This window comes from Actinomadura decatromicini, from assembly GCF_008121305.1.
In the GTDB taxonomy this organism is placed as follows: Bacteria; Actinomycetota; Actinomycetes; order Streptosporangiales; family Streptosporangiaceae; genus Spirillospora; species Spirillospora syzygii.
In genome coordinates, this window is record NZ_VSRQ01000014.1 from 23,086 (window position 1) to 45,815 (window position 22,730).

Annotated in this window: 24 protein-coding genes; 10 read left to right on the plus strand and 14 right to left on the minus strand. The window is 73.7% G+C overall.

All coding sequences use genetic code 11. The features are described from left to right. Window positions 1-6 precede the first annotated feature (6 nt). From rplT to infC, 3 genes are all read right to left on the minus strand, one after another. Window positions 7-387 (minus strand): 50S ribosomal protein L20, encoded by a 381-nt coding sequence (rplT, locus tag FXF68_RS40535; protein ID WP_148768147.1) that lies wholly within the window; start codon window positions 385-387, stop codon window positions 7-9. A 70-nt stretch (window positions 388-457) separates the two neighbouring features. Continuing rightward, the gene (gene rpmI / locus FXF68_RS40540) at window positions 458-652 is read right to left on the minus strand and encodes a 50S ribosomal protein L35 (protein ID WP_067894345.1); all 195 of its coding nucleotides are present in this window, start codon (window positions 650-652) and stop codon (window positions 458-460) included. 183 nt (window positions 653-835) lie between these two features. Beyond that, window positions 836-1,438, minus strand: a complete 603-nt coding sequence (infC, locus tag FXF68_RS40545) for a translation initiation factor IF-3 (RefSeq protein WP_255220319.1) — start codon at window positions 1,436-1,438, stop codon at window positions 836-838. Between the two features lie 536 nt (window positions 1,439-1,974). Between infC and FXF68_RS40550 the strand changes: the two genes are divergently transcribed. Both FXF68_RS40550 and FXF68_RS40555 read left to right on the plus strand, forming a co-directional pair. Continuing rightward, window positions 1,975-2,478: an NUDIX domain-containing protein gene (locus FXF68_RS40550; RefSeq protein WP_148768148.1), complete on the plus strand. Its 504-nt coding sequence runs from the start codon at window positions 1,975-1,977 to the stop codon at window positions 2,476-2,478. Window position 2,479: 1 nt separating this feature from the next. After that, a complete protein-coding gene (locus FXF68_RS40555) occupies window positions 2,480-3,424 on the plus strand; it encodes a PfkB family carbohydrate kinase (protein ID WP_148768149.1) in 945 nt (314 codons plus the stop codon). Here FXF68_RS40555 and FXF68_RS40560 read toward each other — a convergent pair. Further along, a complete protein-coding gene (locus tag FXF68_RS40560; RefSeq protein WP_148768150.1) occupies window positions 3,400-4,113 on the minus strand; it encodes an HIT family protein in 714 nt (237 codons plus the stop codon). The genes FXF68_RS40555 and FXF68_RS40560 overlap by 25 nt on opposite strands. A gap of 167 nt (window positions 4,114-4,280) precedes the next feature. Here FXF68_RS40560 and FXF68_RS40565 point away from each other — a divergent pair, with 167 nt between their 5' ends. Beyond that, window positions 4,281-5,690: a prenyltransferase/squalene oxidase repeat-containing protein gene (locus tag FXF68_RS40565; protein WP_148768151.1), complete on the plus strand. Its 1,410-nt coding sequence runs from the start codon at window positions 4,281-4,283 to the stop codon at window positions 5,688-5,690. 6 nt (window positions 5,691-5,696) lie between these two features. On the opposite strand, the gene FXF68_RS40570 is transcribed toward FXF68_RS40565, so the two are convergent. The 8 genes from FXF68_RS40570 to FXF68_RS40605 form a co-directional block, all read right to left on the minus strand. Further along, the gene (locus FXF68_RS40570; RefSeq protein WP_246179214.1) at window positions 5,697-6,560 is read right to left on the minus strand and encodes a shikimate dehydrogenase; all 864 of its coding nucleotides are present in this window, start codon (window positions 6,558-6,560) and stop codon (window positions 5,697-5,699) included. Further along, entirely contained in the window at window positions 6,533-7,696 is a 1,164-nt protein-coding gene (gene mltG / locus FXF68_RS40575) for an endolytic transglycosylase MltG (protein ID WP_148768152.1), read from the minus strand. Before mltG ends, FXF68_RS40570 begins: the two co-directional genes overlap by 28 nt. Beyond that, a complete protein-coding gene (gene ruvX / locus FXF68_RS40580) occupies window positions 7,693-8,151 on the minus strand; it encodes a Holliday junction resolvase RuvX (RefSeq protein ID WP_148768153.1) in 459 nt (152 codons plus the stop codon). The genes mltG and ruvX overlap by 4 nt, the downstream gene beginning before the upstream one ends. A 40-nt stretch (window positions 8,152-8,191) precedes the next feature. Then, window positions 8,192-10,861, minus strand: coding sequence for an alanine--tRNA ligase (alaS, locus tag FXF68_RS40585; RefSeq protein ID WP_148768154.1), 2,670 nt, complete (start codon window positions 10,859-10,861; stop codon window positions 8,192-8,194). Between the two features lie 2 nt (window positions 10,862-10,863). Beyond that, a complete protein-coding gene (locus FXF68_RS40590; RefSeq protein ID WP_246179215.1) occupies window positions 10,864-11,253 on the minus strand; it encodes a hypothetical protein in 390 nt (129 codons plus the stop codon). After that, window positions 11,250-11,723: a DUF948 domain-containing protein gene (locus FXF68_RS40595; protein ID WP_148768155.1), complete on the minus strand. Its 474-nt coding sequence runs from the start codon at window positions 11,721-11,723 to the stop codon at window positions 11,250-11,252. Before FXF68_RS40595 ends, FXF68_RS40590 begins: the two co-directional genes overlap by 4 nt. A 118-nt stretch (window positions 11,724-11,841) precedes the next feature. Then, window positions 11,842-13,095: a replication-associated recombination protein A gene (locus tag FXF68_RS40600; RefSeq protein ID WP_148768238.1), complete on the minus strand. Its 1,254-nt coding sequence runs from the start codon at window positions 13,093-13,095 to the stop codon at window positions 11,842-11,844. 156 nt (window positions 13,096-13,251) lie between these two features. After that, window positions 13,252-14,034 carry a phosphatase PAP2 family protein gene (locus FXF68_RS40605; RefSeq protein WP_187438369.1) on the minus strand — a complete coding sequence of 261 codons (783 nt, stop codon included), beginning with the start codon at window positions 14,032-14,034 and terminating at the stop codon, window positions 13,252-13,254. Window positions 14,035-14,200: 166 nt separating this feature from the next. On the opposite strand from FXF68_RS40605, the gene FXF68_RS40610 reads away from it, so the two are divergent. The 4 genes from FXF68_RS40610 (at window position 14,201) to FXF68_RS40625 (ending at window position 16,656) form a co-directional block, all read left to right on the plus strand. After that, window positions 14,201-14,659, plus strand: coding sequence for a hypothetical protein (locus FXF68_RS40610; protein ID WP_148768157.1), 459 nt, complete (start codon window positions 14,201-14,203; stop codon window positions 14,657-14,659). Between the two features lie 100 nt (window positions 14,660-14,759). After that, entirely contained in the window at window positions 14,760-15,377 is a 618-nt protein-coding gene (locus FXF68_RS40615) for a thioredoxin-like domain-containing protein (protein ID WP_148768158.1), read from the plus strand. Beyond that, window positions 15,374-16,000, plus strand: coding sequence for a DUF305 domain-containing protein (locus tag FXF68_RS40620; RefSeq protein ID WP_246179216.1), 627 nt, complete (start codon window positions 15,374-15,376; stop codon window positions 15,998-16,000). Before FXF68_RS40615 ends, FXF68_RS40620 begins: the two co-directional genes overlap by 4 nt. A gap of 89 nt (window positions 16,001-16,089) precedes the next feature. After that, window positions 16,090-16,656, plus strand: coding sequence for a TIGR03086 family metal-binding protein (locus tag FXF68_RS40625; protein ID WP_148768159.1), 567 nt, complete (start codon window positions 16,090-16,092; stop codon window positions 16,654-16,656). A gap of 24 nt (window positions 16,657-16,680) precedes the next feature. Here the strand turns inward: FXF68_RS40625 and FXF68_RS40630 are convergent, their stop codons facing one another. Then, entirely contained in the window at window positions 16,681-17,916 is a 1,236-nt protein-coding gene (locus FXF68_RS40630) for a DUF349 domain-containing protein (RefSeq protein WP_148768160.1), read from the minus strand. Window positions 17,917-17,989: 73 nt separating this feature from the next. Beyond that, window positions 17,990-18,742, minus strand: coding sequence for a peptidylprolyl isomerase (locus tag FXF68_RS40635; RefSeq protein ID WP_148768161.1), 753 nt, complete (start codon window positions 18,740-18,742; stop codon window positions 17,990-17,992). Between the two features lie 208 nt (window positions 18,743-18,950). On the opposite strand from FXF68_RS40635, the gene FXF68_RS40640 reads away from it, so the two are divergent. The 3 genes from FXF68_RS40640 to aspS are packed head-to-tail and all read left to right on the plus strand — an operon-like array spanning window position 18,951 to window position 22,726. Beyond that, window positions 18,951-19,673: an MBL fold metallo-hydrolase gene (locus FXF68_RS40640; protein ID WP_148768162.1), complete on the plus strand. Its 723-nt coding sequence runs from the start codon at window positions 18,951-18,953 to the stop codon at window positions 19,671-19,673. A gap of 12 nt (window positions 19,674-19,685) precedes the next feature. Then, window positions 19,686-20,966 carry a histidine--tRNA ligase gene (gene hisS, locus FXF68_RS40645; RefSeq protein WP_148768163.1) on the plus strand — a complete coding sequence of 427 codons (1,281 nt, stop codon included), beginning with the start codon at window positions 19,686-19,688 and terminating at the stop codon, window positions 20,964-20,966. Continuing rightward, a complete protein-coding gene (gene aspS, locus FXF68_RS40650; RefSeq protein WP_148768164.1) occupies window positions 20,963-22,726 on the plus strand; it encodes an aspartate--tRNA ligase in 1,764 nt (587 codons plus the stop codon). Before hisS ends, aspS begins: the two co-directional genes overlap by 4 nt. Window positions 22,727-22,730 lie beyond the last annotated feature (4 nt).

Consider the following 22,730-nt stretch of genomic DNA (forward strand, 5'->3'; position numbering starts at 1 on the left):
CCGGGCTCAGGCCGCCTCCGTGTTTCCCTCGGCGGGGAGCGCGTCCTTGGCCACCTTGACCAGGGCGGCGAAGGCGGGCGCGTCGTTCACGGCGAGCTCGGCGAGCATGCGCCGGTCGACCTCGACCTCGGCGGCCTTCAGGCCCTGGATGAACCGGTTGTAGGTGATGCCGTTGGCGCGGGCCGCCGCGTTGATGCGCTGGATCCACAGGCGGCGGAACTGGCCCTTGCGGTCCTTGCGGTCACGGAACGCGTAGGTCATCGAGTGGAGCTGCTGCTCCTTGGCCTTGCGGTACAGGCGAGAGCGCTGGCCGCGGTAGCCGCTCGACCGCTCCAGGACGACCCGACGCTTCTTGGCGGCGTTGACCGCCCGCTTCACGCGTGCCACGTGCTGAACTCCTTCGTGGGGGCCGGGGCCGTCCGGGCCTCGGCCGGTCGCTGATGTTGCCGGTCGGGTGCTACTTGCGCAGCAGCTTCTTGATGTTCTTGGCGTCGGCGTCGGCCACCACGGCCGGGCCGTCCAGCCGCCGGGTCCGCTTGGACGGCTTGTGCTCAAGCAGGTGGTTGCGGTTGGCGCGGCGGCGCATCACCTTGCCGGTGCCGGTCAGCTTGAAGCGCTTCTTGGCACCGCTGTGGGTCTTGGTCTTCGGCATGGTCGCCGTCGTCTCCCTCTGTCCCTGCCCCGGTCCGGACGGCACGGGGGCGCGCCTGATCGACGCATCGCACGAATGCCGTGGACGCGCCTGGTCAGGCTTCAATCTACGTGCGCCGTGACCCCGCTCCGCCCGCGAGGTCGCGGTACCGGGCCCGCCACGGGAGCGGTCCCGGGACGGCCGTCAGGCGCTCTCGGTCTCCTGACCGCGGGCCGTCTTCTTCTTGTGCGGTCCGATCACCATGATCATATTCCGGCCGTCCTGCTTGGGCCGCGACTCGACGAAGCCGAGCTCCTCGACGTCGTCGGCGAGCCGCTGCAGCAGCCGGAAACCGAGCTCGGGACGGGACTGCTCACGACCGCGGAACATGATCGTGACCTTCACCTTGTCCCCGGCCTTCAGGAACCGCACCACGTGACCCTTCTTGGTCTCGTAGTCGTGCGGGTCGATCTTCGGGCGGAGCTTGATCTCCTTGATGACCGTGTGCGCCTGGTTCTTGCGCGCCTCACGCGCCTTCATCGCGGACTCGTACTTGAACTTGCCGTAGTCCATGAGCTTGGCGACGGGCGGGCGCGCCGTGGGCGCGACCTCGACGAGGTCGAGGTCCGACTCGCGCGCGAGTTCAAGGGCCTTGGCGATGGGCACGATGCCCACCTGTTCGCCGTTCGGGCCGACGAGCCGGACCTCGGGCACGCGAATGCGGTCGTTGATACGCGGTTCGGCGCTGATGGGACCTCCTTGGGGCCGTTCACGTTCGTTTGACCGGTCGTACCCCGAGGCTTCCACGAGAAAAGCCCCGCACGACGTCACGTACGGGGCCACCTTCGGTCTCCCCGGCGGCCTGGCCGCTCGGGGACGACGGCTGGACGAGCGCCGCGCGCCCGTTCGCCGGACCGAGACCCACCGGCCTTGCGGCCGGTCAGGTGGGAGGTGGCCTCCGCTTGTGCGCCCGGCGCGCGCCACCGCTGGGTCGCACGCGCAGAGCCGGTCGGCCACCAAGACTACCACCCGCTCGGAGCCCCCGCACCGGCCGGGACGGGGCCGTCCGCCGGGGCCCGCCGTGGTGCCTGAGTGAGGTACGCCACCGTGCTCAACAGCGTGGGACCCGCGCCCATTCCCGGGCCGGACGGTCGTTCCGGCGCGGCGCGGGGCGTCCGGGGCCGCCGGGGAGGGGCCGATGGGTGAGGAAGTTCTGGCGCGGCGGTCCTCTCGGCGTCACGGTCCGGCGCTGTTACGGTGACGGGACCACGGCCTGATCTCACGTGGGGGGACCCCCGCACCCTCCGGTACGGCCCGCCAGGGCCAGGGGAGGTAGTTCCGCGATGCCCTCGGCCGAGGCCGGCGCGGCCGGCCCCCTCACCGCCTTCTCCCCGATCACCCTGCAGTTCGCGCAGAAGGCGTTCATCGTGTCCGGCGGGCGGCTGCTGCTGGTCCGCAAGTCGGCGTCCGACCCGTTCCACCCGGGGCGCTGGGAGGTGCCCGGCGGGCGGCTGGAGGTGGAGGGCGACCTCGGCCTCGACGACCACATCAGGCGGGAGGTGTGGGAGGAGGTCGGTCTCAAGATCGACCCCGGTCCGCCGTTCCACCTGTGGCAGTGGTTCATGCCGGACCGCGCGGGCCCCGGCCGCCCGGCGGGCGGGCAGGTCCGCGTGGTGGCGGCGGCGCGGCGGTGCCGTCCGGTCACACTCGACCCCAGCCTGGAGAACCAGGAGGAGGGCGACCATCTCGACGGGTGCGCCTGGGTTCCGCTGCACGAGATCGGCGCCTACGAGCTGATCCCGAGCCTGCGCCCGGTGATGCGGGCGTTCCTGTCCTCATCCGGCTGAGATGCCGCGCGACAGGGGCGCGTCCCCGGCGGAGTGGCCCGGACTGGACGGCGCCGACGAGCGCCGCTTCGCCATGGTCGTCATCGGGGACGTGGGGATCGAGGTCCGTGCCGCGCTGCCGGACGTCCGGTTCGCGGACCTGGACGCCGACCGCCTCTCCTACGCCCCCGCGCGGGCCGTGGTCGCGGGGACGGCCGTCAACCTGGCACGCAGCGCGGCCCGCTGCTTCCGCCGGGTGGACGTCCTCGCCAAGGTCGGCGACGACGACTTCACCCCGGTGATCCGCCGGGAGCTGCGGCGGATCGGGGCGGGCGACCTCCTGTGCGTCGAGCCCGGCGCGCCGAACGGCGTGTCGGTCATGCTCCGCGACCACGGAGGCGGCGGCGGGCGCGGCGTCCGGCTGCTGGTCGTCCGGGACGACCCGCCCGCGCGCCGCCTGACCGGGCGGGACGTCGCGGCGGCGGCCGCCCGGATCGCGGACGCCGACGTGCTGGCCGTCGACGGGTACTCGCTGCTGTCGCCCGTCTCGCGGGACGCGCTGCACGCGGCGGCGCGGCTGGCCCGAGATGCCGGGACGAGGGTCGCGTTCGACCTCGTCCCGCACGACGTCGACGCGCGGCTCCCGGCGGACGGCGTCCTGCCGACGCTGGCGCTCGCCGACCTGGTCATCTCGGAGGCGCCGACCCTGGCGCGGCTGCTCGGCCGTCCGGGACCGGCGACCGCGGGCGAGGTGCGGGCGCTGGCGCCCGTCCTGGACGAGGCCGTCCCGGGCTCCCCGCTGTGGCTGCTGCGGTTCGGTCCGACGTCCTTGGAGCGGGTGCTCGCCCACCAGCGCGGACGTCCGCCGGTGGAGTACCCGAGCGGCTACCGGGACGGCGTGGAGCGCACGGGGTTCGGCGACCGGCTCGCCGCGTCCGAGCTCTACTGGTGGCTGTCCGACGACTGAGGCTCGCCCGACAGCGACTCGTCCTGGACCGCGGCGCGTAAGGAGCGCAGCGTGCGCAGGAAGCGGCGCCTGCTGGCCGGGAGGCCGAACGCCTCCTGCCAGCGCCACGTCCGGTCCGGCGGCCCGCTGGCGGTCACGGCCCAGCGCAGGAACTGGCTAGGCACGCCGTCCCCGGGATGGACGGTCGCGATGCCGTCCTCCTCGATCAGGAGGTAGGAGCGCCCGGCGCGGAAGCGGGCGCGCAGCGCGGCGTGCCCGGCGGGCGCGCCGGGGAGCCCCCGGTCCTCGGCGACCCTCCGCACGCCGGGCGTGCCGGGCAGGAAGTGCCAGTGCGCGTGGTCGATGCACGCGCCGCCGCCCTGCGGGGTGGCCGGTCCGTGCTCGAAGAGGAGCAGGTCGTCCGTCCCGTAGGCGCGGCGGTAGAGGCGGGCGACGCGGTCGCGCCAGCGCAGGGCCCGCTCCCACAGCGGCGGGGCGAAGGCGGCGGCGCACTGCCAGTGCTCGCGGGTCACGAGGAGGAGGTGGCCCTCGGCGAGCGGCGCGACGTCCGGCATCAGCAGGAAGTCGGCGTCGCGCGCGATGACGCCCGCCTCGCCCGGGAGGTCGGCCATCTCGTTGAACCGGAACCGCAGGGGCGGGCAGAGGACGCAGTCATGGCCGGGCTCGTGCCGCGGCGTCGGCTCGACCAAGCCTCCTCCAGTCCGGGCGTCGCGCGGTCCCCGTCCTCCACCGTGCCCGGTGCGCGGCGGGCGCGGCCTGTGTCCGCCAGAGATCTGTACGGCGACAGACACCGACATACATCTCATGCGGTACAAAACCTGGCTACACGGGAACAAAGTCAGCAGAAGGCGACATCGTGAACCAGAGAACCCCGCTCCCCGCACCGGCCCCCCGCGCCGGACCTCCCGCCGCCGCGCCCGCCTCCCCCGGCACGGCCGCCATCGACCTCGCGGTGCTGCACGCGCGGCTGGAGGAGTCCCTCGACGTCCTCCGCGACACCTACGCGCACGCCCTCGGCACCGGCGGCGGCTGGTACCACGAGCTGACGCGCCCCGAGCCCGGCATGACGGCGACCGCCCTCGGCCTGCTGGCGTTCGTGGAGGCGGGGCGCCCCTTCGAGTACTTCGACGAGGGGCTCGCGTTCCTCGCGTCCCGGCAGACCGCGTCCGGCGACGCGCTGCGCGACGGCGGCTGGGCCACCAAGACCAGCCTCGGCATGCCCGTCGTGGAGGCGACCGGCTGGATCGCCCGGTTCCTCGCCCGCGCCCGCTGCGACCTCCGCGACGACGCCCCCGACCTGAAGCGCGCCTACCAGTGGCTGCTGCGCAACCAGAACCCGGACGGCGGCTGGGGCTCGCTGCACGGCTGCCGGTCCCGGGTGTGGCTGACGTGCCTGGCGCTCCGCGCGCTCAGCCAGCTCAACCCGTACGACCCGGCGGTCGACCGGGGCGTCGAGTGGCTCACCGCGGACCGGACCGCCGCCCGCCCCGCGTGGGGGCCGACGCAGGAGGCCGCGCCGACCGTCACGCACACCGCGTTCGCGCTGGTCACGCTCGCCGAGGCGCGTCCCGACCTGCGGACCGACCGGCTCCTGGACGCCTACGACTGGCTCCTCGCCCACCTCGACCCCGACGACGACCACACCTGGATCGAGACCTACGACGTGTCGCCGCGCGCCGCCGCCTCGAACGGCACGGCGTCGAACGGAACCGCCTCGAACGGCCCGGCGCCGGAGCCGGTGTGGCGGCTCGCGCTGTGGCACTACGGGCTGCCGATCGCGCTGTCCGCGCTGCTGCGGGACCCGCGCGGGCCGCACGGCCCGGCCGTCGCCCGCGCGTTCCGGACGCTCGTCCGCGGCGAGGCCGCCGACCCGCGCTGGAACGTCGGACCGGGCGGGCGCGCCTCGCTGTGGACGCTGTGGTGGCGGCTGGAGACCCTGACCGCGCTCAGCCGCGTCCCGCTCGCGGGCAGCGGCGACGTCCTGCACTGGCTGCCGGACGCGACCGTCGTGCAGCGCGCCCACGCCCGCGGCCGCCCGCTCGCCGACCTGCTGCCGCACCGCAGGCTCGTCGACCCGGTCGGGTTCGCGCGGCGGCACTGGGCGGCGGTCGTGCTCGGCGCGGTGTGCTCGGGCAGCGTGCTCGGCGTCGCCGCCGGCGCGTGGGGCTGGCGGGACTTCTGGCTGAGCGTGATCCTGCCCGTCGTCCTCACCAGCGTCGACGAGTCGGTGAAGCGGCGTCGGCCGCCGCGCGACCCGCCCGCGTGAGAGGGCTCAGCCGCGCCGGGCGAGTTCGGCCTCCCCCGCTGCGCGCATCGCGGCGACGGGCACGTCATCGCGCCCGGTCATCAGCGCCACCTGGCGGACGGCCTGGTGCAGCAGCATCTCGAAGCCGCCGACGACCGTCCCGCCCGCGCGCCCGACGGCGGCGGCGAGCGCGGTCGGCCACGGCGCGTACACGACGTCGAACAGGGCCGCGCCGGACGCGGCGACCCGCTCGGCGAACGGGTCGGCGGCGCGTCCGGGCAGCGTCGACACCACCAGCTCGGCGGGCAGGTGCTCGCCGACCCGGTCGAGCGGCACGACCCGGACCGCGAGCCCGAACCGCTCCCCCACGTCGGCCGCCTCGGCGGCGCGTTCGGGAGTGCGGGCGGCGAGGACCGCCTCGTCCAGGCCGAGCCCGGCGAGCGCGGCCAGCGCGGACGCGGCCGTCGCGCCGCCGCCCAGCACCACGGCCGAGGCCGGAGCCTTCAGCCCGGCTTCGGTCAGCGCGGTCACGATGCCGTGGACGTCGGTGTTGTCGCCGTGGCGGCGGCCGTCCCGAAGGACGACCGTGTTCGCGCCGCCGACCTTCACCGCCAGGTCCGACACGGTGTCGACCAGGCCCAGCGCGACCCGCTTGAGCGGCATCGTCAGCGACAGGCCCGCCCACTCGGGGCCGAGGCCGTCGAGCAGCGCGGCGAGACCGTCCTCGCCGCACTCGATCGCCTCGTACGACCAGGCGTCCAGGCCCATCGCCGCGTACGCCCCCCGGTGCAGCGCCGGGGACAGCGAATGCGCGATCGGCGAGCCGAGCACCGCCGCCCGGCGGCGGTCCGTCCGGTCCGGGGTCACTGGCCCGGGTGCGCCTGCTGCCACGCCCGGAACTTCTGCTCCAGGCGCCCGCGCTCGGCGTCGGTGACCGCGAACTCGGTGATCTTGCGGGACGGGTCCGTCGCGATGAAGAACAGCCAGTCGCCCTCCTCGGGCGCGAGCGCCGCCTCGATCGCGTCCGGGCCCGGGTTCGCGATCGGCCCGGGCGGCAGGCCCTTGTGCTTGTAGGTGTTGTACGGCGAGTCGACCTGCAGGTCCTGGTTGGTGACGGTGAGGGTCCGCTTGTTCAGCGCGTACAGGACGGTCGTGTCGAACTGCAGCGGCATGCCCTTGTCGACCCGGTTGTAGATCACCCGGGAGATCTTGGGCAGGTCGCTCGGCTTGCCGCCCTCGGCCTGGATCAGGCTGGCCAGGGTGAGCACCGTGGCCGGGTTCATGCGCGCCTGGCGCGCCTTCCCGACGAGGTCGACGCTCTCGGCCTCCTGGTTGAACCGGCCCACCATCTGCTTGAGGATCTGCTCGGCCGTCCCGTTCGGGTCGAGGTCGTAGCGCCCCGGGTACAGGAACCCCTCGACCTTGCCCTTCGCGTACGCGGGCAGCCCGAGCGACTGCGGTCGCTTCGCCGCCGCCTGGAACTCGCGGGCGGGAATCCCGGTCTTCTTGCCCAGCAGCTCGAAGACCTCGACGGCGCGCCGCCCCTCCGGGATCGTGATCTGGTTGCCGGCCCGGGACTTCGGGTCGAGCAGCAGGGCCATCGCCGCCGCCGACGACATCTGCCGCCGCATCTGGTAGAAGCCCGGCTGGATGCTCGACGCCCGCGTCTCCTTGTTGTACGCCTTCACGAACGCGCGCGAGCTCTTCACCACGCGGTGCCGCTCCAGCGTCAGCCCGATCACCGAGCCGCTCGCGCCGTCCTTGATCTGGACGGTGACGTTCCCGGAGCCGGAGCCCGAGTAGTCCGGCGGGTGCGTCCGGTTGTCGAGCCAGGCGTAGCCGAGGACGCCGCCCGTGCCGAACACCGCGACCAGGAACGCCAGCGCGAACATGGCGGCGGCGCGGCCGTTGCGGCGACGGCGCTTCTGCCGCCTGCGGACGCGCCGCTGGTCGCGGCGGCCGCCGTGGCGGTCGTCGGGCGGCCGCCCTTCGCCGTAGGGGTCTGAGAACAGGTCCAAGTCGTTCATGAGCTCTCCCGGACGATCTCGCCTGGGGGGCTGCCCGTCAACCGTTCCGCGTCCAACGCGGCCTGGAGCAGCACCGTCGCGGCCGCCTGGTCGACGACCGCGCGCCGCGCCTTGCCGCGCACTCCCCCGGCCCGCAGGCCGCTCTCCGCCGTCACCGTGGTGAGGCGCTCGTCGTACAGCCGGACCGACCCCTGGGGGAGCCGGCCCGCCAGCCTCGCCGCGAACGCGCGGGCCGCCTGCGCGGCCGGGCCCTCGCGTCCCGACAGGGACGTCGGCAGGCCCACGACCACCTCGATCGCCTCATGCTCGGCGGCGAGGGCGACCAGCCTGTCGACGTCGCCCCTGCCGCTTCTGACCGTCTCCAGCGGCGTCGCGAGTATGCCGCCGGGATCGCAGCGCGCGACCCCCACGCGCACGCTCCCGACGTCGACCCCCAGCCGGACCCCGGGCCTCATGGCCCGGACTCCGGCGCGGCTTCCCCCCGAAGCCCCGGCCTCACGCGGCCCCTACGGCCTGCTGGACGGCGGCGAGCGCCTCCCCCACGGCGCCCGGGTTCGCGCCGCCGCCCTGGGCGAGGTCGTCCTTGCCGCCGCCGCCCCCGCCGAGCGCCTTCGCCGCCAGCCCGACCAGCGCGCCGGCCTTCAGGCCGCGCTCGCGGGCGCCCTCGGTGACGGCGACGACCACGACGGGACGGTCCTTCGGCACGCCCGCGACCATCACGACGGCGGGCCGGGCGGTCAGCCGCCCGCGCACGTCGACGGCGAGCTTGCGCAGGTCGTCGGCGCCGGTGCCGTCCGGGGCGCGGTGGCCGACGAACGCGACGCCGTTCACGTCCTTCGCGCCGTCGGCGAGCGATCCGGCGATGGCGAGCACCTGCTGGGAGCGGAGCTTCTCCAGCTCCTTCTCCGCCTCGCGCAGCCGGGTCACGACGCCGGACACGCGCTCGGGCAACTCCTCCTTGCGCGCCTTCAGCTGCTCGGCGAGCTGCGCCACGAGGACGCTCTCGCGCGCCAGGAACCGGAAGGCGTCGATGCCGACGAGCGCCTCGACGCGGCGGACGCCCGCGCCGATCGACGCCTCGCCCAGCACCTTGATCAGGCCGAGCTGCCCGGACCGCGCGACGTGCGTGCCGCCGCACAGCTCCCGGGAGTACTCGCCGACCTCGACGACCCGGACCTCGTCGCCGTACTTCTCGCCGAACAGGGCGAGCGCGCCCATCGCGCGGGCCTCGTCGATCGAGGTGTGGAACGCGCGGACGTCGAGGTCGCCGACGAGGACGTCGTTGACCTCGTCCTCGACGTCGCGGAGCACGCTCGGCGGGACGGCGCCCGACGCGGTGAAGTCGAACCGGAACCGGCCGGGCGAGTTCTCCGACCCGGCCTGCGCCGCGGACTCGCCGAGCGCCCGCCGGAACCCGGCGTGCACCATGTGGGTCGCGGTGTGCGAGCGGGAGATGGCGCGGCGGCGCTCGACGTCCACCTCGGCGTGCGCGGTGTCGCCCGCCTGTGCCTCGCCGCTCGCGACCCTGCCGCGGTGGACGATGAGCCCGGCGAGCGGCGACTGGACGTCCGTCACCTCGATGACGGCGCCGTTGCCGAGCCGGATCACCCCGTGGTCGGCGAGCTGGCCGCCGCCCTCGGCGTAGAAGGGGGTGCGGTCGAGGACGACCTCGACCTCGGTGCCCTCCCCCGCCGCGGGCGCGTTCGCGCCGTTCACGAGCAGCCCGACGAGCCGGGCGTCGCCGAGCAGGTGCCGGTAGCCGATGAAGTCGACCCGGCCGCCCGCGCCGGTGAGCAGCTCGTCGAGGACGGACACGTCGAGGTTGCCGGTCTTCTTGTCGCGGGCGTCCTTCTTGGCGCGCTCCCGCTGCTCGCGCATGAGCCGCCGGAAGCCCTCCTCGTCGACCTGGAGGCCCTGCTCGGACGCCATCTCCAACGTGAGGTCGATCGGGAACCCGTAGGTGTCGTGCAGCTTGAACGCCTGGTCGCCCGCGAGGGTCGCGCCGCCCGCCCGCCGGGTCTGCTCGACGGCGGTGTCGAAGATCGCGGTGCCGGTGCGGAGCGTCTGGAGGAAGGAGTCCTCCTCGGCGTCGATGACCGTGTGGATGTTCGCGGCGGTGCGGACCAGCTCCGGGTACTGCTCGCCCATCGCGGCGATCGCGACGGCGGTCAGCTCGTGCATGAGGCCCGCGTCCTCGCCGCCGAGCAGGCGCAGGTTGCGGATCGAGCGGCGCAGGATGCGGCGCAGCACGTAGCCGCGGCCCTCGTTGCCGGGGCGGATGCCGTCGGCGACCATCATCGTCCCGCTGCGGACGTGGTCGGCGATGACGCGCAGCGACACGTCCGCGCGGTGCTCGCGGCCGTACCGGGTGCCGGTCAGCCCGGCGGCGCGGTCGAGGACGCGCCACAGCGTGTCGGTCTCGTAGATGTTGTCGACGCCCTGCAGGATCGCCGCCATGCGCTCCAGGCCCATGCCGGTGTCGATGTTCTTCGAGGGCAGGTCGCCGAGGATCGGGAAGTCGGTCTTGCTCTCCCCCGGGCCCCGCTCGTACTGCATGAAGACGAGGTTCCACACTTCGAGGTAGCGGTCCTCGTCGGCGACCGGGCCGCCCTCGCGGCCGTACTCGGGGCCGCGGTCGTAGTAGATCTCCGAGCACGGCCCGCACGGGCCGGGGACGCCCATCGACCAGAAGTTGTCCTCCATGCCGCGCCGCTGGATGCGGTCGAGGGGGACGCCGACCTTGTCGTGCCAGAGCCCCACGGCCTCGTCGTCGTCGTTGAAGACGGTGACCCAGAGCTTCTCCTCGGGGAAGCCGAAGCCGCCCTCGTCCCGCGACCGGGTCAGCAGCTCCCAGGCGAACGGGATCGCCTGCTCCTTGAAGTAGTCGCCGATGGAGAAGTTGCCCAGCATCTGGAAGAACGTGGCGTGCCGGGTGGTCTTGCCGACCTCCTCGATGTCCGGCGTCCGGACGCACTTCTGCGCGCTGGTCATCCGCGGGGAGGGCGGCGTGCGCTGGCCGAGGAAGTACGGCTTGAACGGGACCATGCCCGCGTTGACCAGCAGGAGGGTCGGGTCCTCGGCGACCAGGCTGGCCGAGGGCACCACCGTGTGCCCGCGCTCCTCGAAGAAACCGAGGAAGCGGCGCGCCACCTCTGCCGACTCCATGATCAGTGGCCATCCTTGTCGTCGTCGCTGTGATCTATGCCGTGGTCGCCGCCGTGGTCGATGCTCTGGCCGGCGCCGCCGTCGGCGGGTTCGCCGACGATCGTGTACCGCGCCCTGAGCACCCGGCGGGGCCGGGCGGCGAGGGCGTCCGGCGGGGCCTGGTCCATGCGGACGGCCGCGCGGAGCTCGTCCTCGCGGGCCTTCATCTCGGTACGCACGTCGGAGGCGAAATGCCTCAGCCGGTCTCCCGCGCCCTGCCCGGTGGCCACGGCCCGCGCGGCGACGCCGCCCGGCGACCACGTCCGGGCGAAGCGTTCCACCCGGCGCTTGACGCGGTGCGAGACGTACACGCCGGCGCCCGCGCCGACCGACACCCAGAACAGCCGCCTCATCGCCGCCCCCTCCGGGTGGGACGGGACCGCCGCCGCGACTCCGGACCGGCCTGGAGCTGCGGCCTGGACGGCGCGGCGGCCCGGCCCTCGGCGCGGGTCTCGACACGGGCCTCGCCGTCGCGGCCGCCGCTCGCGAGCGCCTTGCGGACCCCGTAGGAGAACGCGGCCGCCTTCACCAGCGGCCCGCCCACCACCGAGGTCATGACGGTGGTGACGGCCGAGACGTTCTGCGTCACCCCGGCGACCTGCTTGGTGATGACGTCGGTGCGGCCGAGCTGCTCGTCGGCGCGGCGGACCGTCCGGGACATGTCGTCCAGCAGGGGGGCGGCCTGGTCGCCGATCTCGCGGACGACCCTGCCCGCCTCGGCGAGGAGGCGGGAGAGCCGCAGCAGGGTGAGCGCGATGAACGAGACGAGCACCGCCCAGAACACGGCCACGATGAGACCCGCGAGCTGTCCACCAGTGAGCATCAGGGCTTTCCGTTTCGTGCGAGTTCGGCTCGGCCGCGCCCGCCCGGAGGCGACACGGCCTGACAGACCTTACCGGTCCCCCGGGCCGCGTGGCGGGACCACCGGCCGGGGCGGGCGATCATCGTTCGCCGCGCAGGACGGAGCGTATCCGCGCGAGGACCTCGGTGAACCGGGATTCGGCTCCGTGCCTGGTCGGGCGGTAGTACTCCCGGCCCTGCACGGCGTCGGGGGCGTACTGCTGCCGGACGACGCCGCCCGGATGGTCGTGCGCGTACTTGTAGCCCTCGCCGTGCCCGATCTTCGCGGCGCCCTTGTAGTGCGCGTCGCGCAGGTGGCCGGGCACGGGCCCGGCGAGGCCCTTGCGGACGTCGGCGAGCGCCCCGTCCACCGCCATGATCACGGCGTTGGACTTGGGCGCCAGCGACAGGTGCACGACCGCCTGCGCGAGGTTGATGCGGGCCTCGGGCAGGCCGACGAACTCGACGGCCTGCGCGGCGGCGACCGCGGTCTGCAGCGCGGTCGGGTCGGCCATGCCGACGTCCTCGCTGGCGTGCACGATGAGGCGGCGGGCGATGAACCGCGGGTCCTCGCCGGCCTCGATCATGCGGGCGAGGTAGTGCAGCGCGGCGTCGACGTCGCTGCCGCGGATGCTCTTGATGAACGCGCTGATGACGTCGTAGTGCTGGTCGCCCTCGCGGTCGTAGCGGACGGCGGCCCGGTCGACGGCCTTCTCCAGGACGTCGGCGTCGACCGTCCCGCCGTCGTCGACGACGAGGGACGCGGCCTCCAGGTAGGTGAGGGCGCGGCGGGCGTCGCCGCCCGCGAGGCGGATCAGGTGGTCCTCGGCGGCCGGTTCGAGGGTGACCGCGCCGTCCAGGCCGCGCTCCTCGGTCAGCGCGCGGCGGATGACCTCGCGCAGCTCGTCGTCGCCGAGCGGCTCCAGGGTGAGCAGCAGCGAGCGGGACAGCAACGGGCTGATGACGGAGAAGAACGGGTTCTCGGTGGTGGCGCCGATGAACGACACCCAGCGGTTCTCGACGGCGGGGAGGAGCGCGTCCTGCTGGGCCTTGTTGAAGCGGTGGACCTCGTCGACGAACAGGACGGTCTGCCGCCCGGCCATGCCGAGCTCGCGGCGCGCCAGGTCGATCTCGGCGCGGACGCGCTTGACGCCGTCGCTGACCGCGGAGATCTCCACGAACCGGCGGGACGTGACGTGGCTGACGACCGTGGCGAGGGTCGTCTTGCCGGTGCCGGGCGGGCCCCACAGGACGAGCGACATGGGGACGTCCCGGTCGACGAGCTGCCGGATCGGGGTGCCGGGCCCGAGCAGGTGGCCCTGCCCGACGACCTCGTCCAAGGCGCGCGGGCGCATCCGCACCGCGAGCGGCTGCGCCGACGCGGGCTGCGCCGACGCGGGGCGCGCGTCCAGGCCCGGCGTCGCCGGGCGGCCCGCGGCCTCCGGTGGCGCCGGGGCGTCGAAGAGGCCCTCAGGCTCGCCCGATTCCGCCCTGTCGGTCACGCTCCGACACTATCTCGGGGCGCCGACAGCGCCGGACGGCCCGCCCTCCCGGTCGTCCAGCCACGGCACGGCCGACGTCGCCCACACCACGGCCACGACGATCGCCGAGCCGACGATCCCGTCCAGCCAGTAGTGGTTCGCGGTGAGCACGACGACGAGCAGCGTCACCACGGGATGGGCGACGACGAGGTACCGCCACCGGCTCCGCCCGTACCGGACGACGCCCCACGCGACCAGCAGCGCCCAGCCGACGTGCAGCGACGGCATCGCGGCGAACTGGTTGGCGAGGCCGCTGCCGGGCTCGGCCGGGTACGCGCTCGGCCCGTAGGCGCGCATGAGGTCGACGAGCCCGTGGCCGGGCAGCATCCGGGGCGGGGCCAGCGGGAACGCGAAGTGGAGCGCCAGCGCCGCCGCGGCCGACAGCACGACCGCCGCGCGCACCCGCGGCCACGCGCGCCGGTGCCGGAACCACACCCACACCATGAAGACCGTGGTCGCCGGGAAATGGACGCGGACGTAGTACTGGTTGGCGGCGCGCACCCAGCCGTCCCAGCCGAGCGCCCAGTTCTGCAGGGACGCCTCGTCGGGCAGGCGGAGGGCGCGTTCGGCGTCCCACACCCATCGGGCGTTGGAGAACGCCTGGGCGGAACGTCCGTCCACGAGGTGCCTGCCGTACTCGTAGACGAGCAGGACCACGGCCATGACCGCGATCTGGAGGACGGTGGCCAGCACCACACGCGAGATCCGCCGTTCGTTCCCCAACGCCGCGCCCTCGGCCTCCGATCGGGTCATAGGCTTCATCCTCGGGGTGGCCTGACCGGATCCTCCTGCTACGTCAGGAGGGTTCCGCCTCGTCCGAGGGTCGCGGGACCCATGGAACCTGAGGCGGGGCTGCCGCGTTGGAACGGCGCGTAGGGCGCATTGAAGGCGCATTCGGGAGCGTGACGGAGTGTCCGGTATGACCCGGCGCCGTCGGCACGGGCCGGCGGGCCTGCTCGTGGCGCTCTTCGTCGTGGGCGGACTGATCTTCAGCTACGGGCTGGGGCACGCGCCGCCGCCGCGCGTCTGCACCCAGCACGCCGTGAGCGTCCCCGTCGCCGCCGTATCGTCCGCCGCCGGGGCCGAGGCGCGGGACGCCGGGCTTTCGCCGCTCCAGGGCCTTCACAGCGCCGCCGACGCGGTGCCGGCCGACGGAGCGGCGGCGTCCGGGCCCGCGAAGCGGGTGCCGTCGCAGGCGCCGGTCGACGCGTGCCTGTGCCTCGCCGTGCTGTTCACCCTCGTCCTGCTGGGGCTGGCGGCCGTCCTGCGCCGCCGCGGCCTGCGGCTGCCCGCCCGCGTCGGCTGGGCCCTCGCCCCGATCCTCCGGGGCGCGTCCGCGTTCGCGCCCCGGCCCGCTCTCCAGGTTCTCCGGCTGTGACGGACCGGCCGTAAGGCCACTTCGCCGCCGTGTCCACCGCGATACGGCGCTGCCCTCATGTCCGCAGCCAAATCACAGCCTGTACGAGAGGACCGCTCTCATGTCCAAGAGCGCCCGCAACCAGAACGCGCGCAAGAAAGCCCAGAAGAACGTGCTCACCAAGCGTGAGATCCCCTGGGGCGTCATCGGCTTCTTCACCGTGATCGGAGTGGTGGCGTTCGTCGCCATCGGCTACGCGTTCATGCAGTCCCGTCCGTCGTCGGCGGACGACTCCGCGTCCATCTCCGGAATGGTGACCAAGGACGGCCTGTCCCGCGACCACACCACGAGCGCCGTCCGCTACGACACCGCCCCGCCCATGGGCGGCGCTCACGACCCCACCTGGCAGAACTGCGACGGTCGTGTATACGACGCCCCGCTGCGCAACGAGAACGCCGTCCACTCGCTGGAGCACGGCGCGGTCTGGATCGCCTACCGTCCCGGCCTGGCCGCCGCCCAGCTCGACGCGCTCAAGGGCAAGGTCAACGGGACCGACTACACCTTCCTCAGCCCGTACCCGTCGCTGGACGCCCCGATCGCGCTCAGCGCGTGGGGGCGCCAGGTCAAGGTCCAGGACGCGTCCGACGCGCGCGTCGACCAATTCCTGCGCGCCTACGTCAAGGGCCCGCAGACGCCCGAGCCCGGCGCGCCCTGCGACGGGGCCAAGGACACCCCGTGACCGGCGGGGCGCCGCGAGGGCGGCGGGTCACCGTCGTCCTCGCGGTCCTCGTCCTCCTCACCGGCGCGGTGCTCGTGGCGCTCAGCGCCGCCCGCTCGGGCGAGCCCGGCGCGGACGGCCCCGAGGCCGGGTTCGCCCGCGACATGAGCGCCCACCACGCCCAGGCGGTGCGGATGTCGTTCATCGTCCGGGACCGCACGGACGACCCCGAGGTCCGGTTGCTGGCCTACGACATCATCAACACGCAGTCCGCCCAGATCGGCATGATGACGGCCTGGCTGGACGAGTGGGGCCTACCGAAGACCGACCCGGCGGGCCGGATGCGCTGGATGTCCGGGCACGGCGGCCACGGGAACCCGGCGGCGAGCGGCGACGCGGCGATGCCCGGCATGGCGACGCGCGAGCAGCTCGCCGACCTGGAGCGGGCGTCCGGGCGCGACGCCGAGGCCCGGTTCCTGCGGCTGATGATCGCCCACCACCGGGGCGGCGTCGCGATGGCGGAGGCGGTGCTGGCCCGCACCGGGCGGGACCTCGTCCGCCGCCTCGCCCGCACCATGGTGGACGGCCAGCGCGCCGAGATCCGCCTGATGGAGGGGATGCTCCGGCAGCGGGCCGCCGCCTGAGGCCCGCCCGGCGTGCCTGACGCCCGGCCGGTAGGCGACCTTCGCGATAACGCTTGACAGGGCGGTCGGATCGCGCGTCACTGACCACCATGGCTCAGAACCTCAGCGGCTACCACCGGGCCCTCGACCTGTTCGAGGGCCTGGTCGCCGGCGTCTCCCCGGGCGGCTGGGACGCGCCGTCGCCGTGCGCCGGCTGGACTGCCCGCGACGTCGCCGGGCACGTGACGGGCGGGCAGCGGATGGTCCTCGCGCTGGCCGCCGGGGAGCCCGCCCCCGAGGTCAACGCCGACCCGGCCCGGTTCGCGGCGGACGACGTCCTGTCGAGCTGGCGGACGGCCCGCAAGGAGTGCACCGCCGCCCTCACCCCGGCCGCGCTGAGCCGTCCCGTCCCGTTGGGCGGCCTGGGCGACCTGCCGCTCGGCGACTTCCTGGAGGGCTACATCCTGGAGCCGCTGGTGCACGCCTGGGACCTGGCCGAAGCCACCGGCCAGCCGTCCCGGCTGGACCCGGACCTGGTCCACCACGCCTTCGCGACCGCCCAGGTCGTCGCCGCGCCCCTGCGCGCACGAGGCCACCTGGCCCCGCCCCGCCAGGCCCCACAGGGCGCCGACGAGCAGACCCGAATGCTCTCCTTCCTGGGCCGCACCCCGTCCTGACCGGCAGCCCGTCCGGAGATCAGATCAAGAGAACTCTGCGAGGGTGCGTTCCGCCTCTTCGAGCCAGGCGCGGCGGGCGCTGATGGCCTCCTCGGCCTCCTTGACGTCCTTCTCGCGGCCGGCGTCGCGGGCCTTGCCGAGGCGCTTCTCCAGCTGCTCGATGGAGCTGCGCAGCTGGGCGACGGTCGCCTCGGCGCGGGCGCGGGCCTCGGGGTTGGTGCGGCGCCACTCGTTCTCCTCGGCGGCGCGCACGGTCTCCTCGATCTTGCGGAGCCGTCCTTCGAGGCGGTCGCGCTGGTCGCGGGGCACCATCCCGGCGGCCTCCCAGCGCTCCTGGATGGCGCGCAGCGACTGCCTGGCCTGCCGGATGTCCCGGACGGGCAGCAGCCGCTCGGCCTCGGCGAGGAGCTTCTCCTTCTCCTCGGCGTGCACGCGGAACTCGGCGTCGCGTTCGGCGAACACCGCGCTGCGGGCCTGGAAGAAGGTGTCCTGGGCGGCCTTGAAGCGCGACCACAGGTCTTCCTCGGCGTCGCGGGACGCGCGCCCGGCGAGCTTCCAGCGGCGCATCAGGTCGCGGTAGGCGGCGGCGGTCTCGCCCCAGTCGGTGGAGCCCGACAGCGCCTCGGCCTCGGCGACCAGGCGCTCCTTCTCCCGGCGGGACTCCTCGCGCTGGTCGTCCAGCGTCGCGAAGTAGGCCTTGCGGCGCTTGGTGAACGCGTTGCGGGCCGACGACAGGCGCTTCCACAGGGCGGTCTCGGTGGGCCGGTCGATGCGGTCGGCGGCCTTCCACTCCTCGACGAGCTGGCGCAGCCGCTCCCCGCCGTTCTTCCAGTGGGTCTCCTCGGCCGCGATCCGCTCGGCCTCCTCGACGATCCGCTCTTTCACCACGCGGGCCTCGGAGCGGTGCTGCTCGCGCTCGGCCTTGACCTGCTCGCGGCGGCGGCCGACCTGCTCGGTCAGGCCGTCCAGGCGGCGGCCGAGGGCGTCCAGGTCGCCGACCGCGTGGGCCTCGGAGACGGCCTCGCGGAGCCGGTCGATGCTCTGCTGGGCCTGCGCGGGCTGCAGGTCGGTGGTGCGGACGCGCTGTTCGAGCAGGCCGATCTCGGTGACGAGCGAGTCGTACTTGCGCTTGAAGTAGGCCAGGGCCTCTTCGGGCGCGCCCGCCTGCCAGGAGCCGACGACCCGCTCGCCGCCGGACGTCCTGACATAGACGGTGCCGTCCTCGTCCACCCGGCCCCAGGGATCGGTCGCGCTGGACACCCTTGCCTCCTGAATCGCGGGTCCGGACGAACTACCGCCCTCCGGACCCTCCACACCTTAGTATCCCGTTCGCCTATTTCCCGGCGATCGTGACGTCCTGGATCTCTACCTTCTTCTTCGGCTTGCCGTCGCCCTTCGGGTCCGAACCAGCGTCCGCGATCTTCTTCAGCACGTCCAGCCCCTTGGTGATCTTCCCGAAGACGGTGTAGTCGGGCGGGAGCTGCGAGTCCTTGTACACCATGAAGAACTGGCTGCCGTTCGAGTCGGGCAGGCTGCTGTGCGCCATGGCCAGCGTGCCCTCGGTGTAGGTCGCACCGCTGGTGTTCTCATTCGCGAACTGGTAGCCCGGCCCGCCGGTGCCCTTCCCCGTGGGGTCGCCGCACTGCAGGACGTTCAGCCCGCCGCTCGTCAGCCGGTGGCACGGCGCCTTGTCGTAGAAGTTCTTCTCCGCGAGGTAGACGAACGACCCGACCGTGCAGGGCGCCTTCTCCCCGTAGAGCTGCATCTCGACGTCGCCGCTGTTGGTCTTGACCGTCGCCTGGACGGTCCCCGTGTGCGCGGGCTTCGACGGCGGAGTCCCGAGCCCCTTGGGCGCGCCCTCGTTCGGCGCCGCCTTGTAGGCGCACTTCGGGCCGTCGGCCGTGGACTCGTCGTCCTTGCCGGTCGCCACCATGAACACGCCGCCGCCGACGGCGACCACCGCCACCGCGGCCGCGGCGCCGACGAGCTTTACGCGGCGCGCCCGCGCCGCCTCCTGCGCCCGCCGCTGCTGCTGCCGCTCGTAGCGCTGCCGCGCGAGCTCCTTCTTGCGGTCCTTCCCCGCCACGGGCCTGTCCCTCCGGTGTGATCAGGTGAACGTGCAGCGCATAGTAGCGGCACCCGCGAGTAAAATCGCGCCCGCTTTCAGGGAGGAGCCCGCGGGGCCCCGGGACCCCCGTCCCGCGACACGGCGGCCGCTATCTCGTTCGCCGCGGCCGCAGCCGCGCCGGTACCCTCGGACAGGCCGCCCGTGATGCCTCGAAGGAAGGACGACCGTGCTCGTCGCCGGGTTCCCCGCCGGATCGTTCGCCGCGAACTGCTATGTCGTGGCGCCCGCCGCGGGTGAGGAGTGCGTGATCGTCGACCCCGGCGAGGACGCCGAGGCCGGGATCGACACGATCCTGCGCGAGCACCGGCTCAAGCCGGTCGCGGTGCTGCTGACCCACGGCCACATCGACCACGTCTGGTCGGTGGCGCCGGTCTGCGGCGCGAAGGACGTCCCCGCCTACATCCATCCGGACGACCGCGAGCTGCTCACCGACCCGGCCAAGGGGCTGTCCCTCGGCCCGGGCCAGCAGCTCTTCGGCGGCCTCGAGCTGTCCGAGCCGGACGACGTGAAAGAACTGGCCGACGGCGCGGTGCTGGAACTCGCGGGGCTGAGCATCACCGTCGACCACGCCCCGGGCCATACGCCCGGGTCGGTGACGTTCCGGACGCCGAAGACCGCGGAGCTGCCGGACGTGATGTTCAGCGGCGACCTGCTGTTCGCCGGGTCCATCGGGCGCACCGACCTGCCGGGCGGATCGTACGAGGAGATCCTCGCCAGCCTGTCCCGGGTGTGCCTCGGCCTGCCCGACGAGACGGCGGTCCTGCCCGGCCACGGACAGCAGACCACAATCGGCCGCGAGCGCGCGACGAACCCGTTCCTCTCCGAGCTCTCTCCGGGTTCGGGGAGTGACCGGGCGGTTCCGGCGGACGGGCCCAACAAGGGATTCTGAGCCAGAGAGACCATGAGTTCGAGCTTCCGGGCCCCCAAGGGGGTCAGTGAATACGTTCCGCCGCGCGCGGACCTTCTCTACGCCGTCCGCGAGGCGTTCGCCGAGCGGGCGCGGCTGGCCGGCTACGGCTACCTGGAGCTAGCCGTCTTCGAGGACACCAACCTCTTCAGGCGCGGCGTCGGCGAGTCCACCGACGTGGTGTCCAAGGAGATGTACACCTTCGAGGACCGCGGCGGCCGGTCGCTGACGCTGCGCCCCGAGTTCACCGCGTCGGTGCTGCGCGCCGTCCTGGAGAACAACCTGCACCGGGGCGCGCTGCCGGTGAAGGTGTGGACGACCGGCCCCGCGTTCCGCGCGGAGCGCCCGCAGCAGGGCAGGTACCGGCAGTTCTACCAGCTCGACCTGGAGGCGATCGGCAGCGAGGACCCGCGCGTCGACGCCGAGACGATCGCGATCGCCTGGCACTGGTACCGCTCCCTCGGGCTGACCCGGGTGCGGCTGCTGCTGAACTCGCTGGGCTGCAAGGAGTGCCGCCCGGCCTACCGGGCCCTGCTGCAGGACTTCCTGCGCGGCCTCGACCTCGACGAGGACACCCGCGCCCGCGTCGAGATCAACCCGCTGCGGGTGCTGGACGACAAGCGCCCCCAGGTCCGGGCCCAGCTCGCCGGCGCGCCGCTGATGGCCGACCACCTGTGCCCGGCGTGCAAGGCGTACCACGACCGCGTCCGCGAGCTGCTCGCCGACCTCGGCATCGAGTGGGAGGACACCCCCACCCTCGTCCGCGGCCTCGACTACTACACCCGGACGACCTACGAGTTCGACCACCCGCTGCTCGGCGCGCAGTCCGGCATCGGCGGCGGCGGGCGCTACGACGGCCTGTCGGAGGACATCGGCGGCCCGCCGCTGCCCGGCATCGGGTTCGGCCTCGGCCTCGACCGCACGCTCCTCGCGATGGACGCCGAGTCGCAGGAGGGCGGGGACGTGTCCTTCGAGGCGCGGCCGCGCTGCGAGGCGTTCGGGGTGGCGCTCGGCGACGCGGCCGAGCGGCGGATGTTCGCGCTGGTGGACGAGCTGCGCCGGGCCGGGATCGCCGCCGACATGGCGTTCGGCGGCAAGCGGCTGAAGGGCGCGATGAAGGACGCCGACCGATCCGGCGCCCGGTACGCCGTGATCCTCGGGGAGCGAGATATCGCGGACGGCGTCGCCCAGGTCAAGGACCTGGCCGAGGGCGAGCAGACCGCCGTCCCGCTCACCGGCATCGTCACGACGTTGAAGGAGAGGCTCTCCAAATGATCCGCACGCACGAGGCGGGGACGCTCCGTAAGGAGCACGCCGGGCAGCAGGTCACGCTGGCCGGCTGGGTCGGCCGCCGCCGCGACCACGGCGGCGTCACGTTCATCGACCTGCGGGACGCGTCCGGCGTCGCCCAGGTGGTCTTCCGGGAGGAGGACGCCGCGCACGACCTCCGCTCGGAGTTCTGCGTCAAGGTCGTCGGGGAGGTGCGCGTCCGCCCGCCGGGCAACGAGAACCCCGAGCTGCCGACCGGGGACGTCGAGGTCGCCGCCGCCGACATCGAGGTGCTGTCGGACGCCGCGCCGCTGCCGTTCCCGATCGAGGGCGACGTCAACGTCAACGAGGAGATCCGGCTCAAGTACCGGTACCTCGACCTGCGCCGCGACTCCGTCGCGCGGGCGATGAAGGTGCGCTCGGAGGCGTCGTTCCTGGTGCACGAGGTGATGCGCGAGCACGGCTTCGTGAACGTGGAGACGCCGACGCTGACCCGGTCGACACCGGAGGGCGCGCGCGACTTCGTCGTCCCCGTCCGCCTCAAGCCGGGCCACTGGTACGCGCTGCCGCAGTCGCCGCAGCTGTTCAAGCAGCTCCTCATGGTCGGCGGGCTGGAGCGCTACTACCAGATCGCCCGCTGCTACCGCGACGAGGACTTCCGCGCCGACCGGCAGCCCGAGTTCACCCAGATCGACATCGAGATGTCGTTCGCCGACCAGGACGACGTCCTCAAGGTCGGCGAGGACCTCGTCGCGCGGCTGTGGAAGGAGATCGCCGGGTACGAGGTCCCGCGCCCGATCCCCCACATCACCTACGCCGACGCGCTGGCCCGGTACGGCTCCGACAAGCCCGACCTGCGGTTCGGCCTCGAGCTGACCGACATGACCGAGTACTTCTCCGGCACGTCGTTCCGCGTCTTCCAGGCCCCGTACGTCGGCGCGGTCGTGATGCCGGGCGGCGCGGCCCAGACCCGCAAGGAGCTGGACGCCTGGCAGGACTGGGCCAAGGCGCGCGGCGCCCGCGGCCTCGCGTACGTGCTCGTCCAGGACGACGGGACGCTCGGCGGCCCCGTCGCGAAGAACCTGTCCGACGCCGAGAAGGACGGCCTCGCCGCGAAGACCGGCGCCGCCCCCGGCGACGCGGTGTTCTTCGGCGCCGGGAAGCGGCACGCCACGCAGGAGCTGCTCGGCGCGGCCCGGCTGGAGATCGGCCGCCGCCGCGAGCTGATCGACGAGACGGCGTGGAAGTTCGTCTGGGTCGTCGACGCGCCGATCTTCGAGCCGGTCGAGGACGACAAGGGCGAGCGGATCGGCTGGACGTCCGTGCACCACCCGTTCACCGCGCCGAAGCCGGAGTTCGCCGACGCCTTCCACGACGACCCGGGCTCCGCCCTCGCCGACGCCTACGACCTCGTCCTGAACGGCAACGAGATCGGCGGCGGCTCCATCCGCATCCACCGGGCGGAGATGCAGCAGCGGGTGTTCGACGTGCTCGGCCTGTCGAAGGAGGAGGCCGAGTCGCAGTTCGGGTTCCTGCTGGAGGCGTTCAAGTTCGGCCCGCCCCCGCACGGCGGCATCGCCTTCGGCTGGGACCGGACCGTCATGCTCCTCGCCGGGCAGGACTCGATCCGCGACGTGATCGCCTTCCCGAAGGCGGCGTCCGGGTACGACCCGCTGACCGCCGCGCCCACGCCGATCAGCCCGCAGCAGCGCGCCGAGGCCGGCGTCGACGTGATCCCCGAGGACGAGGAACCGGCCGAGGACTGACCCG